Source organism: Mycobacterium colombiense (assembly GCF_001672755.1).
GTDB lineage: Bacteria > Actinomycetota > Actinomycetes > Mycobacteriales > Mycobacteriaceae > Mycobacterium > Mycobacterium colombiense_C.
This window is the reverse complement of record NZ_LZKI01000120.1, coordinates 1-13,470: the sequence shown is the minus strand read 5'-3', so window position 1 is coordinate 13,470 and position 13,470 is coordinate 1. Positions and strand designations below refer to the sequence as shown.

The following is a 13,470-nucleotide window of genomic DNA, read 5'->3' as shown; positions in this document are numbered from 1 at the left end:
CTTGGCCAGGGTTTTACGACGCCAAAGACAGAGGAACGTGGACTTTTCATACCCGGCGGAAGTGGAACAGTTCCGCAGCGAGCTGCGTGACTGGCTCTCGCAGAACCTGACCGACGAGCTGGTGGCCGCGCGCCGGCCCACCGGCCGTGACGACGCCGCGTTCGAGATGTTGCGCGCGTGGAACGCGACGATGGCCGACGCGGGATGGGCCGCCGTGTCCTGGCCGCCCGAATACGGTGGGCGCGGCGCAACAGTGCTCGAGCAGCTGGTCTACACCGAAGAGACCACGCGCGCTCGAGCTCCGATGCCGCTCAACGTGATTGGGCTCAACAACATCGCGCCTGCCATCATGCAGTACGGCACCGAGTCGCAGAAGCTCACCCTGCTCCCCCGCATGATGCGTGCCGACGACATCTGGTGCCAGGGAATGTCGGAACCCGAGGCGGGGTCCGATCTCGCGGCGCTGCGCACCCGCGCCGTGCGAGACGGCCCGGAAAATAGTGACTTCGTCGTCAACGGCCAGAAGATCTGGACCTCGCTGGGGCATCGGGCCGACTGGTGTCAGCTCTACGTGCGCACCGATCCCGAGGCGCCCAAGCACAAGGGGATCTCCTGCCTGATCGTCGACATGACGCTGCCGGGCATCGAGGTGCGCCCGCTGGTCACGCTCAACGGTGACGCGGACTTCGCCGAGATCTTCTTTCACGACGTGCGGGTGCCGGCGGACGCGCTGCTCGGTCCGCTCAACGCGGGCTGGCAGGTGGCCACCACCACGCTCAGCCACGAGCGCGCCGGGGCCGCCAGGCTGTACGCGGAGATGCAGGTGCGGCTCGAAGAGCTGGTCAACGATCTCGCCGCAGCCGGCACCGGCGCGCTGGACGATCCGGTGACGCTGCGGCGCCTCGGCGAAATCGCTGTCCGCATCAAGTATCTCGAGGTCCTGTGTCAGCGGTCGATCTCGGCGACGCTGCACGGCGGTGACGCGTTGGGGTCGGCCAGCCTCGCCAAGACCGTGTGGGGCGAGATCGGCCAGGATCTGGCCGCACTGGCCTTCGACGCCCTCGGGACCCAGGGCGCCGGCGCGCCATGGGCGAACTACCGCCTGACCTCGCGGTCGCTGACCATCGCGGGCGGTACCACGCAGATCAACAAGAACATCACCGCGCAACGAGTGCTGGGACTGCCGCGCAAATGAACCTCGAACTCAACGACGAACAGGTGGCGCTGCGCGACACCACCCGGCGCTTCCTCGCCGAGAAGGCACCCATTTCGCAGCACGTGCGCGCTCTGCTCGACGATCCCTCCGGAACGGACGAGGCGGTCTGGCGCGGCCTCGCCGATCTCGGAACCACCGGCCTGCTGGTCCCGGAGGAGTACGGCGGCGCCGGCATGACGATGGTCGAGGCCGGCATCGTCGCCGAAGAGCTGGGTGCCGCTTTGCACCCGGGGCCGTGGTTGTCGACCGCGGTGGCCGCCGCGCGGGCGCTGACCCAGCTCGGGGACAACGACATCGCACCGAAGCTGTTGCGCGGCATCGCCGACGGCACCACGGTTGCCACGGTCTGTTTCCCGGATTCGGCGAACACCTCGATCGCCGCCAGCCGACACGATGACGCGATCGTGCTGCGCGGCGAGATCGCCGCCGTGCCCGACGCCGCGGCCGCCGATGTGCTGCTCGTGGTCGCCGAAGATGACCACGGCAGCGCGCTTTTCGCGGTGCGGGCCGCCTCGTCCGGGTTGTCGATCGCGCCCGAGCACGGCATCGACCAGACCCGCAAGCAGTTCCGCGTCGCGTTCGACGCGGCACCCGCGCAGCGACTGGCAGCGGCGCCCGCGGACGCCCTGGCGGCGGTGATCGACGACGTGCTGGTCGCCACCGCGGCCGACGCACTCGGCGCCGCGCGCGCCATCATGGACTTGGCGGTCGAATACGCGAAAAGCAGAACACAATTCGGCCAGCCGATCGGCTCGTTCCAGGCCATCCAGCACCTGTGTGTGGACATGTTCGAGACGGTCGAGCTGGCCCGCAGCGGTGTGATCCACGCGCTCTGGGCCAGCGACGCGTTCCCGGGAGCCGACGGTCGATCCGGCGAAGAGCGCCATCTTGCCGCGATGCGGGCGAAGGCGTTCGCGGGACGATTGGCCACCGTGGCCGACACCGCCATCCAGGTGTTCGGCGGGATCGGCTACACCTGGGAGCACGATGCTCACCTCTACCTCAAGCGCCTGCTGAGCTGGAGCGCGTTGCGGGGCGGCCCCGACGAGTACCTCACCGAACTCGGTGCGCGCCTTGCCAAGAGAGGCCGTCAGTGATGGATATCGAGTACCTGCTCACCGCCACGCCTTCGGCCCGCAAATCGCTCGACCTCGACGCGCCGGTGGACCCCGACGATATCCGTGACTGCCTGCGGATCGCCCTGCAGGCCGCGAACGGGTCGAATGCCCAGGCATGGCGCTGGCTGGTGATCTCGGATCCGGCGCTGCGCACCAAGATCGCCGAGCTGTATCGCCAGGCCTACCTGCTGCGCGTCGGTGGACAGTTGATCGCCGATCTGATGCCCGCGGGAACTCCCGAGAGCCGGGTCATGTCGTCGACGGAGTGGCTGGTCGAGAACATGGCGAGCGTGCCCCTGCTGGTAATCCCTTGCTATGAGCCCTATTTGCCTCGCGTCGAGGGCGACGAATCGTTTCACCTGGCCACGTTGTACGGCTCGATCTTCCCGCCGGTGTGGAATTTCCAGTTGACGCTGCACACCCGGGGATACGGGACGTGCATCACCACGCTGCATCTGCATCACGAAGAGGAGATTCGGAACCTGCTCGGGATCCCGCCAACCTACGTTCAAGGTTGTCTGTTGCCGGTGGGGCGGCTCCGTGCGGGCCGCGCGTTCTCACCGGCGCCCCGGCGGCCGCTCGAGGAGGTGGTTGCGTGCGACCGCTGGGACGGTCCGCCGCTCTAGAATGGGGCTTTCACCGCTTTGTGCAGCGCATTCATCGCGCACAGTCTGATAGCCTCTAACAAAGATTTGGTTCGGCAAGAGAGGACGAATGCGAATGTTCGCCAGCCCGCAATCGTCCGGATTTGCACACCGCTAACCATGGCGAAGGCCGAGTCACTGCGAGCCGGCAGCACAGCCGATTCCCCAACCCGTCGCGCCGAGATCCTGGCCACCGCCGCGTCATTGATCGCGTCCTCGGGGCTGCGGACGTCGCTGCAGGAGATCGCCGATGCCGCCGGCATTCTCCCCGGCAGCCTCTATCACCACTTCGAGTCCAAGGAAGCCATCCTCGTCGAGCTGATCCTGCGTTACCAGGAGGATCTGGAGCGCATCGGGCGGTCCGCGCAGGAGAGGCTGGACGGACCCGACGCTCGTCCGGTCGCCGACCAGATCATCGAGCTCGGGTCGGCGATCGCCAACTGCGCCGTCGAACACCGCGCGGCGTTGCAGATGTCGTTCTACGAGGGGCCGGGTACTGACCCGGAGCTGACCAAGCTGACGCAGCAGCGGCCGGTGGCCATCCAGGAGGCGATGCTGCAGACGCTGCGCGCCGGCCGGTGGAGCGGCTACATCAAACCCGACATCGATCTGCCGACGTTGGCCGATCGCATCTGCCAGACCATGCTGCAGGTCGGCCTCGACGTCATGCGCCACAGTTCATCGGCCAACCAGGTGGCCGAATTGCTGTGCCGAATCATCTTGCAGGGCTTGGCAACTCGTCCTCCCACCGACTCGGCGCTGGACCGGTCGAATGCCTTCGCCGCCGCCAAGGACGTCATCGCGACGTGGTCCGACGACAGCGACGCGGACCCGAGCGACAAGGCGGCGCTGGTGCGCGCGGTGGCGCGAACCGAGTTCGGCCGCAGGGGCTATGAGGTCACCACCATCAGGGACATCGCCTCGGCGGCCGGTCTGGGCACCGGCACGGTGTACCGGGTGATCGGGTCGAAGGACGAACTCCTGGACTCGATCATGCGTTCCTTCGGCAAAAAGGTGGAGGCTGGCTGGGTCAGCGTCCTGCGTTCCGACGCCACCCCCACCGAGAAGCTGGACGCTCTGAGCTGGGTCAACGTCAATGCGTTGGATCAGTTCTCCGACGAGTTCAGGATTCAACTGGCCTGGATGCGGCTCTCACCGCCAACAGCGAATCCGGGCTGGTCCTACACGACGCGCCTCCGGCAGATGAAATCGCTGCTCGCCGAAGGGCTCCGCTCCGGCGAGATCGCGATGGACGCCCCGTCGACCGCGATGCTGGCGCGCTGCCTCATCGGCCTGCAGTGGATTCCGGAGAACATCCTCGCCGAGATCGGTAAACGCCCTGCTTTGCTGCATGTTCGCGACACCGTCCTGCGCGGCGTCGCCGTCCGCGGCAAGTAAACCTCATTTAAGCCGCCCCGGTATTGAACCAAATAACTGTTACCCATACAGTTGAGCAGTTAGAACCGCGTTGGCATTATCCGAGAAGGGGATTTCCATGACCATTGTCGATCGGTTGCGCTACGACGGCAAGCGCGCTCTCGTTGTTGGTGGCGCGACTGGCATGGGCGCCGCGGCGGCCAAGTCAGCGGCCGAGCTGGGTGCCGAAGTCATCGTGATGGACTACGCGCCGGTGGACTACAAGGTCGCCCAGTCCGTCCAGGTGGACCTGCGCGACCCCGCGTCCATCGATTCCGCCCTCGAGCAGATCGAGGGCCCCATCCACGCGGTGTTCTCCGCCGCCGGCGTCGCCGACGGCACGATCGACCTGATGAAGATCAACTTCATCGGCCACCGCCATCTGATTGACCGGCTGCTGGAGAAGAACCAGCTGCCGAACGGCGCGGCGATCTGCTTCATCTCTTCGGTCGCCGGCATGGGCTGGGAGAACGACTTGGATCTGATGCTGGAATTCCTCGCCACGCCGGACTTCGCGGCGGCCGAGGCCTGGTGCCAGGCGCACGAGTCCGAAGGCATCAACCACTACGGCACCAGCAAGAAGGTGATCAACACCTACGTGGCGACCCAGGGCTATCCGCTGGCGAAGAAAGGCATTCGGATCAACGCGATCTGCCCGGGCCCGACGGACACCCCGCTGGCCCAGGCCAACGCGGACCTGTGGCTGTCCTTCGCCCAGGACTACCGCGATGAGACCGGCTCGAAGGTGCACACTCCCGAGCAGATGGGCGATGTGATGACCTTCCTCAACAGCGAGGCGGCCTGCGGCGTCAGCGGGATCACGCTGCTGGTGGACTCCGGACACACCATGGCCTCGATGACGGGCGCCTACGCGCCCGGCAAGCCGATCATCGACATCATCATGGGCAAGGTGAGGCTCTAGCGGGTCGCCGTGGCGCTACCGTCGGGGGCATGGCACGCATCATCGTCTTCGGCGGACACGGCAAGGTCGCACTTCAGCTGGCTCGCGATCTGACCCAGCGCGGCGACCGGGTGAGCTCGGTCTTCCGCAATCCCGACCAATCCGACGATGTCGCTGCCACCGGCGCCGAGCCGGTGGTGGCCGACATCGAGCGGCTCGACACCGACGCGCTGGCCGACCTGGTGACCGGGCACGACGCGGTCGTCTTCTCGGCCGGGGCGGGCGGTGGCAATCCGGACCGGACCTATGCCGTCGACCGCGACGCGGCGATCCGGGTGATCGACGCCGCCGCACAGGCGGGCGTCAAGCGGTTCGTGATGGTGTCCTATTTCGGCGCGGGTCCGGATCATGGTGTGCCGCAGGATGATCCATTCTTCGCCTATGCGGAGGCGAAGGCCGCCGCCGACACCCACCTGCGGGACAGCGACCTGGACTGGACGGTGCTGGGTCCCGGACGGCTCACGCTGGAACCGGCGACCGGCAAAATCGTCCTCGCGAAGGGAAAGGGAGAGGTATCCCGCGCCGACGTCGCGCTCGTCGCGGCCGCCGCGCTGGCCGACGATTCGACCATCCGGCGAACCATCGAATTCAACAACGGCGATATCCCGATCGCCGAAGCATTGGCGATCTGACTAAACTGCTCCTCGCAGCTGGTCTGCTTGCGCCGCAACCGCGGCGCGGGCATCGAGCGAGGCAACGTTAGTAACGCTTCGCGAGAGGGAACCCGGTGAGAATCCGGGACTGTCCCGCAACGGTATGCAGGAACGACCGCCGTCAGAGTTTTTGGCAAGCACTGGTCACTACGACTGGGAAGCGACGGCCACTAGGAGCACCACACGGTGCGCGCCTGCGAGTCCGGAGACCTGCCAGCTGTGCCGGGCGCGCCGCGTCCGGCGGCTCATCGCCTCGAGGAATGGGCGTTAGGCTGCAGCCGTTGCGGTCGGTACCTGGGTACGCACCGCTGACGGATCGGCTGCACGTCCGCCGGCGGTGACCACCACGCCGACTGAAGGACGAATCTCGTGACCCCTCAAGCATTCACCGCAACGGTTGTCGGCTCGCCACGCATCGGGCCCAAGCGCGAACTCAAGCGCGCCACCGAGGGCTACTGGGCCGGACGCACCAGCCGAGCCGATCTGGAAAAGGTCGCCGCCGCGCTGCGGCACGACACCTGGAAGGGCCTCGTCGATGCCGGCCTGGACTCGGTGCCGGTGAACACCTTCTCCTACTACGACCAGATGCTCGACACCGCGGTCATGCTCGGCGCATTGCCGGCGCGGGCCGCGCAGGTGGCCGACGACCTCGACCGCTATTTCGCCGCGGCGCGCGGCAACTCCGACGTCGCGCCGCTGGAGATGACCAAGTGGTTCGACACCAACTACCACTACATCGTTCCGGAGATCGGGCCCGAGACCACGTTTTCGCTGAACCCGGACAAGGTGCTCTCGGAGTTGAAAGAGGCACGAGATCTTGGGATTCCGGCCCGTCCGGTGGTCATCGGGCCGGTCACGTTCCTGCTGCTGAGCAAGGGCGTCGACGGTGGTGGAGCGCCGATCGAGCGGCTCCAGGAGCTGATCCCGATTTACTCGGAGCTGCTGTCGCTGCTCGCCGACTCGTCTGTTGGAGGCGCGCAGTGGGTCCAGTTCGACGAGCCCGCGCTGGTCACCGACATCTCCCCCGACGCGCCGGCGCTGGCCGAGGCGGTCTACAACAAGCTGGGTTCGGTGAGCAACCGGCCGGCCATCTACGTCGCCACCTACTTCGGTGACCCCGGCGCCTCCCTGGCCGGGCTGGCCCGCACGCCGGTGGAGGCGATCGGTGTCGACCTGGTCTACGGGGCCGACACGGCGGTGGCGGCGGTGCCCGAGCTGGCCGGCAAGACGCTGGTCGCCGGTGTGGTGGACGGGCGCAACATCTGGCGCACCGACCTGGAGTCGGCCCTGGGCAAGCTGGCGGCCCTGCGGGGCTCGGCGGCCCACGTGGTGGTCTCGACGTCCTGCTCGACGCTGCACGTGCCGTACTCGCTGGAGCCCGAGACGGGCCTGGACGACGCGCTGCGCAGCTGGCTGGCGTTCGGGCAGGAGAAGGTCGCCGAGGTGGTGACGCTGGCCCGGGCACTCAACGACGGCCGCGACGCTGTCGCCGACGAGATCGCCGCATCCAACGCCGCGGTGGCGTCGCGCCAGAGTGACGCGCGCCTGCACAACGACCGGATCCGGGCGCGCATCGACTCGATCGTCGCGTCGGGTACGCACCGGGGCGACGCCGCCCAGCGCCGCACCAGCCAGGAGGCGCGGCTGCACCTGCCGCCACTGCCGACCACCACCATCGGCTCCTTCCCGCAGACCGTCGAGATCCGCAAGGCGCGCGCCGCGCTGGTCGCCGGCGAGATCGACGAGGCCGAGTACCAGAGGCGGATGAAGCAGGAGATCGCGGACGTCATCAAGTTGCAGGAGAGCCTCGGGATCGACGTGCTGGTGCACGGCGAGCCGGAGCGCAACGACATGGTGCAGTACTTCGCCGAGCAGCTGGACGGCTTCTTCGCCACCAGGAACGGCTGGGTGCAGTCCTACGGCAGCCGCTGCGTGCGCCCTCCGGTGCTCTTCGGCGACGTGATCCGGCAACATCCGATGACGGTGGAGTGGGCCAAGTATGCGCAGTCGCTGACCGACAAGCCGGTCAAGGGCATGCTGACCGGTCCGGTGACGATCCTGGCGTGGTCGTTCGTCCGCGACGACCAGCCGCTGGCCGACACCGCCAACCAGGTGGCGCTGGCCATCCGCGACGAGACCGTGGATCTGCAGGCGGCGGGCATCGCGGTGATCCAGGTCGACGAGCCCGCGCTGCGGGAGCTGCTGCCGCTGCGTCGGGCCGACCAGGAGGACTACTTGCGTTGGGCCGTAGGGTCTTTCCGGTTGGCCACCTCCGGCGTCGCGGACTCCACCCAGATCCACACTCACCTGTGCTACTCGGAATTCGGTGAGGTGATCGGGGCCATCGCCGACCTGGACGCCGACGTGACGTCCATCGAGGCGGCACGCTCACACATGGAGGTGCTGGACGACCTGAACTCGATCGGCTTCTCCAACAGCGTGGGCCCGGGTGTCTACGACATCCACTCGCCGCGGGTGCCGAGCACGAACGAGATGGCCGAGTCACTGCGCGCGGCGCTGCGGGCCGTGCCGGCTGAGCGGCTGTGGGTGAACCCCGACTGCGGACTGAAAACCCGCAACACCGACGAGGTCAACGCGTCGCTGAGGAACATGGTCGCCGCCGCCCAGGAGGTCCGGGCCGGCGTGTAGCCCTCAGCCAAGGCCGAGCGTCGCGCTAGCGTGGCGCTCGGCCTTCGCCCTCACTCTGGCGTGGCGGTCGACGGCGACTCGTCCGAGAGCAGTTGCACCGGAACGTCGTCGGCCCACGGTTGGCGGACCACCATGTCGGCGACCCGGACGAGGCCGCGCTCGAATTCACCCGTCGCCGCGTCGACCAACCGGTACTCCTGGGTCTGCTTGTGGATCGGTTGTGCGTCGAGCAGAACCACGCGGACCTCGCCCGGTTCGAAGTGGCAGCGCTCCTGCAGCGCGGCGATCAGTTGCTCATTGTGCATGTGGCCGTCGCCGAAGTTCCAGCCGATCGCGGTGCTGCAGATCCGCTCGCCGTCGGTGATGACGTAGTCGTCCTCGTTCTGCCCCGCCATGGCGCGGTGCGCCAGCGTGAACAGCGCGCGTCCGTGAGTGTTGAAGCCGCGGAACGCATATCCCATGTAGATGGGGATCTGCGCCGCCTCGGGGCTGCCATAGAAGCGCTCCAGCTGGGCCTGCGGCATGCTGGCGATCGCCACGATGCCCCTGCCGATCTTGTCGCTGGCCGAGGGCTTGATGCACCACAGCGTGGTGTCCCAGTTGCCTGCGTAGTAACGCATCCCGGGCAGGAACGAGATCTTGCGCGGAAACATGTTGCCCAACACGACGATTCCCGCGACGACGACGAACAGGACCGCCACCACCACCGGGTGCCGCAGGTCGCGGAGCCCGATGTGGGTGTGCGCGACGAACAACGACAACACACCGAAGATCATGAAGACGTTCCACTCCAGCGGCACGCCCATCGGGATCGATACCAGGATCCCCAGGTGGAAGCAGACCATCGCGATGGCCGCGATCGTGAGGGGCCAGCCGCCGTGACAGAAGAACAGCGGTAACGGCACCAGCATCTCGATGGCGGTGCTGAGGTGCGCGATCCACCGCGACAGCCGTCCCGGCCGCAGATCATCCGGGAAGCTTTCGAAGAAGCGACGTTTCAGCCAGCGGGGCCGCACCAGCGGGTTATTGGACATCATCGTGGAGATGACGAACGGAAAGTGTTTGTTGAGCTTGGATGTGGCTGCGCCCATCCAGATCACCAGGAACACCACCTTGGACCCGACGATCATGTCGGGCGCGGCGAACAGGAACGTCACCGCCATGGTCGCGTACACCTCGCCGCGCGCGGCCAGGAAGATCACCTTGTCGCGCAGGCTGACCACCGCCAGCAGCACCAGTATCAGCACGATCTTCCACGCGGGCAGCAGCCCGATCTTGGTGCCCAATTCGGGTATCGGTCCGGTGCCGTCGGCGAACAGCGCGGCCAACGTCACCAGAAGGAACAGCGCGTACAGCGCGACGTCGACCGGTTTGCGCTTGGTGCCCTTGGTGAGCGGGACCCGATCGGGCCAGGGTGGCAGCCGGATGGTGCCGAAGCGCATCCAATACAGGATCGAGCCCATCGGTGGGAAGAACCGGTTGTTCAAAGGGCCGAAGCCGCAACCCAGCCCGATCACCTCGAAGAGCATCGTGTAGAGAACCACCTTCTCGAACACGATGGGCTCCGACCACCACGACGCGACGCGCGTGAAGCCGCCGAGGCCGTCGGTGGCCGACGCGAACAGCCACGCGCCGAGGATGTAGAGCAGGATTTTGACGACATAGAACAGATGCAGCACGACCGGCGTGCCGAAGCCCACCTCGGCCCAGTGCTTGGCCATCGGCCGGATCTTTTCGCTACGGGTGCCCTTGTTCCATTCGGCCATGTCGAGCTGCGGCAGCTCGGGCTTCAGAAATCCCATGGTTCCACAGACTAGAACCTGTTCTAGGGCTGCGTACTACAACCTTGGGCAAGAAACCTTTGCAACCTTGGGCAAGAAACCTTTGCCTGCGCCTTTCGCGCCGATACCGTTGAAGGCGGGTCGGCGTGCGTTTAGGGGGATTTTCATCATGAGCAGGCCTTGGTCCCTCGCATGGATAACAGTTACCGTCGTCTCCGCGATCACGCCGGCCGCCGAAGGCCGTGCCGATCCGCCGATGCCCGGTGACGAGTGCACGGTGTTGCACTCGATCACCCAGGACGTCAACGACAGACCGATGTGGTGCAACCCGACGATCACCGGACCCCATGCCCTGGTGTGGCAGTACGGCGGGCCTTCGTCATCCGATTAGCCTGTGCCCCAACATATTCAGCCAACCGACGCGCCTTCGTCACCACCCGCCGGGCGGCCGTTCCCGGGAACTCCCGCGGAAATCTGAGATAACCGGTCACCGCGGGCATCCGCCCGGTGTAGTTTGCTGCTGGGGTGGGCGAGGTTGAGGAGCCAGCCGTGTCTGAGGTCGATTATTGCGTGGTCGGAGCGGGATTCGCGGGTTTGACGGCCGCGTTGCGGCTCAAACAGGCGGGCCATTCGGTGGCCTTGCTGGAGGCCCGTGATCGGGTCGGTGGCCGCACCTTCACCGAGACCCGACCCGACGGGACATGGATCGACCGCGGCGGCGCGTGGATCGGGCCGGGCCAGGACCGAATCTATGCGCTGATGAACGAGTTCGGCGTGCCGGAGTACAAGCAGCACAACGACGGCGACGCCATGATGATCGTCGGCGGCAAGAAACACCGCTACGGCGGCACCATCCCGTGGACCGTGAGCCCGTGGGCCGTCGCCAACCTCGGGCTTGGTTTGGCCGCCATCGAGAAGATGTGCAAAGCCATTCCCCGCGAGGCCCCATGGAAGGCGAAGAAGGCCCAGGAGTGGGACCGCATCAGCATCGGGCAATGGATCGAGAAGAATTCGATGTCCAAGGATGCCGCCGAGATGCTGGACATGGCCTTCGCCGGCCTCTACACCTCGGCAGCCTCCGAGACGTCGTTGCTCTGGGGGCTGCTGCAGACGGCCTCCGCGGGCGGACTCACCTTCGCGATATCGGGCAAGGGCGGCTCGCAAGACGCCCGCCCGGTCGGCGGGATGGGGGCGCTGCACCGTCCGATGGTGGCCGAACTGGGTGACGCGCTCCATCTTTCGCAGCCGGTCCGGCAGATCAGCCAGGATGGCGACGGTGTGACCATCACCGCGGCCGACGTGACGGTGCGGGCGCGCCGCGTCATCGTCGCGATCCCGCTGGCGATCGCCACCTCGATCCTGTATGAGCCGATGCTCCCGGTGGACCGGGCGTTTCTGCACCAGCGCATGCCGAGCGGCGCGGTCATCAAGACCTCGCTCATTTACGACGAGCCGTTCTGGCGCGCCGACGGACTCTCCGGCCAGTCCGCAGCCCCGGGGTCCCCGGCCACCCTGACCATCGACGCCTGCACGGACACCGCGGACCCGGGAATCATGTGCGTTATCACCGAAGGGCCCGCGGCTCGCCGGCTGACAAGCCTTGATGAGGCCGAGCGCCAAACGGTGGTCATCAACGAACTCGTCGACCGGTTCGGCAGCAAGGCCAAAGCGCCGCTGGAGGTCCACGAACAGAACTGGACGGTGGACCGCTACTCCGGTGGCGGAATGATCGGCCACGCCCCCACCGGCGTGCTGACCGAATTCGGCTACACCCTGCGCGAGCCCTGCGGCCGGATCCATTGGGCCGGCACCGAAAGCTCGGCCGTCATGTGCGGGTGGATCGATGGAGCGATCCGCTCCGGCGAGCGCGCCGCGGCCGAGGTGACAGAGGTCGGGACCGCCGCCGTCGTCGCGTAGCCAAATCACTTGTGCCACTTTTGTTTCAGTGGTTCCACCGAGGCGTTTCTTGTCGGTGCGCCGTCATAGTATTCGAACATGTTTTCGAGTACGCGGCACGACATCGATGCGGTGTTCGATGCCCTCGATGACGGCATGGACCGGGTCTGCGCGTTGTCGTTCGATGCATTGACCACCCCCGAGCGGTTGCGGAAATTAGAACGTCTCGAAACGCTGACGCGTCGCCTTCAGGTGCCCAGCCACCAGTTGATCAATCAGGTGGCCGCGCAATCGGATCCGACCGAGTTGGGTGGCAAGTTGTCCTGGGCGCTGGCCGATCGGCTGCACATCACCCGGGCCGAGGCCGGACGGCGCATCGCCGAGGCGGCCGATCTGGGGCAGCGTCGGGCGTTGACCGGAGAGCCGTTGGCGCCGGTGTTGCCCGCGACAGCGGCGGCCCAGCGGGGCGGGGTGATCGGGGCCGATCATGTGGCGGTGATCCGGCGGTTTTTCCATCAGTTGCCCGAGTCCGTCGACCTCGAGACCTGTCTGCACGCCGAAAAGCATCTGGCGAGCAAGGCCGCCGAGTTTCGGCCCGACCAATTCGCCAAGCTGGCCCGCCGCTTGATGGATTGCCTCAATCCCGATGGCAGCTACACCGATGCGGACCGGGCGCGGATGCGTGGGCTCGTGCTCGGCAACCAGGAGGCCGACGGCATGTCGCGACTGAGTGGATGGCTGACGCCAGAGGCGCGCGCCAGCTGGGAGGCAGTGCTGGCCAAACTCGCCGCCCCGGGCATGGCCAATCCCGACGATGACACGCCGGTCGTGGACGGGGCCCCCTCAGAAGAAGCGATGCACCGCGACACCCGCAGTGCCGCCCAGCGCAACCACGACGGTCTCAACGCCGCGCTGCGCGCGATTTTGGCCTCGGGAGAGCTCGGTCAGCACAACGGGTTACCGGCCTCGATCGTCGTCACCACCACACTGGCCGAGCTCGAATCGACAACCGGCAAAGGCCTCACCGGGGGTGGCACCCTGCTACCCATGTCCGACGTCATCCGCCTGGCCCGACATGCCCACCACTACTTGGCGATCTTCGACCACGGCAATCCGCTCGCGCTGTACCACACCAA

Annotated in this window: 11 protein-coding genes and 1 riboswitch; of the genes, 10 read left to right on the top strand and 1 reads right to left on the bottom strand. The window is 66.8% G+C overall.

What is annotated here, in order from left to right; translation table 11 throughout:
- Positions 1-37 precede the first annotated feature (37 nt).
- From A5708_RS16840 to metE, 7 genes are all read left to right on the top strand, one after another.
- A complete protein-coding gene (locus A5708_RS16840) occupies positions 38-1,195 on the top strand; it encodes an acyl-CoA dehydrogenase family protein (protein ID WP_065029721.1) in 1,158 nt (385 codons plus the stop codon).
- The gene (locus A5708_RS16835) at positions 1,192-2,313 is read left to right on the top strand and encodes an acyl-CoA dehydrogenase family protein (RefSeq protein ID WP_065029720.1); all 1,122 of its coding nucleotides are present in this window, start codon (positions 1,192-1,194) and stop codon (positions 2,311-2,313) included. The genes A5708_RS16840 and A5708_RS16835 overlap by 4 nt, the downstream gene beginning before the upstream one ends.
- The gene (locus tag A5708_RS16830) at positions 2,313-2,960 is read left to right on the top strand and encodes a nitroreductase family protein (RefSeq protein WP_065029752.1); all 648 of its coding nucleotides are present in this window, start codon (positions 2,313-2,315) and stop codon (positions 2,958-2,960) included. The genes A5708_RS16835 and A5708_RS16830 overlap by 1 nt, the downstream gene beginning before the upstream one ends.
- Positions 2,961-3,098: 138 nt before the next feature.
- Positions 3,099-4,376, top strand: coding sequence for a TetR/AcrR family transcriptional regulator (locus A5708_RS16825; RefSeq protein ID WP_065029719.1), 1,278 nt, complete (start codon positions 3,099-3,101; stop codon positions 4,374-4,376).
- Positions 4,377-4,473: 97 nt separating this feature from the next.
- A complete protein-coding gene (locus A5708_RS16820; protein ID WP_065029718.1) occupies positions 4,474-5,316 on the top strand; it encodes an SDR family oxidoreductase in 843 nt (280 codons plus the stop codon).
- 29 nt (positions 5,317-5,345) lie between these two features.
- The gene (locus tag A5708_RS16815; protein ID WP_065029717.1) at positions 5,346-5,987 is read left to right on the top strand and encodes an SDR family oxidoreductase; all 642 of its coding nucleotides are present in this window, start codon (positions 5,346-5,348) and stop codon (positions 5,985-5,987) included.
- Positions 5,988-6,038: 51 nt separating this feature from the next.
- A riboswitch (cobalamin riboswitch) is annotated at positions 6,039-6,241 on the top strand.
- A gap of 136 nt (positions 6,242-6,377) precedes the next feature.
- Complete coding sequence (gene metE, locus A5708_RS16810; RefSeq protein WP_065029716.1) at positions 6,378-8,657, top strand: 5-methyltetrahydropteroyltriglutamate--homocysteine S-methyltransferase; 2,280 nt, start codon at positions 6,378-6,380, stop codon at positions 8,655-8,657.
- Positions 8,658-8,707: 50 nt separating this feature from the next.
- Here metE and A5708_RS16805 read toward each other — a convergent pair whose 3' ends face one another.
- Positions 8,708-10,459, bottom strand: a complete 1,752-nt coding sequence (locus A5708_RS16805; protein ID WP_065029715.1) for a DUF3556 domain-containing protein — start codon at positions 10,457-10,459, stop codon at positions 8,708-8,710.
- Positions 10,460-10,607: 148 nt separating this feature from the next.
- Here A5708_RS16805 and A5708_RS16800 point away from each other — a divergent pair, with 148 nt between their 5' ends.
- The 3 genes from A5708_RS16800 to A5708_RS16790 form a co-directional block, all read left to right on the top strand.
- Positions 10,608-10,829 (top strand): hypothetical protein, encoded by a 222-nt coding sequence (locus tag A5708_RS16800; RefSeq protein ID WP_065029714.1) that lies wholly within the window; start codon positions 10,608-10,610, stop codon positions 10,827-10,829.
- 158 nt (positions 10,830-10,987) lie between these two features.
- Positions 10,988-12,355 carry a flavin monoamine oxidase family protein gene (locus tag A5708_RS16795; protein ID WP_065029713.1) on the top strand — a complete coding sequence of 456 codons (1,368 nt, stop codon included), beginning with the start codon at positions 10,988-10,990 and terminating at the stop codon, positions 12,353-12,355.
- Positions 12,356-12,433: 78 nt separating this feature from the next.
- Positions 12,434-13,470: 13E12 repeat family protein (locus A5708_RS16790; protein ID WP_065029712.1), on the top strand; the 1,037-nt coding region annotated here is incomplete at its 3' end.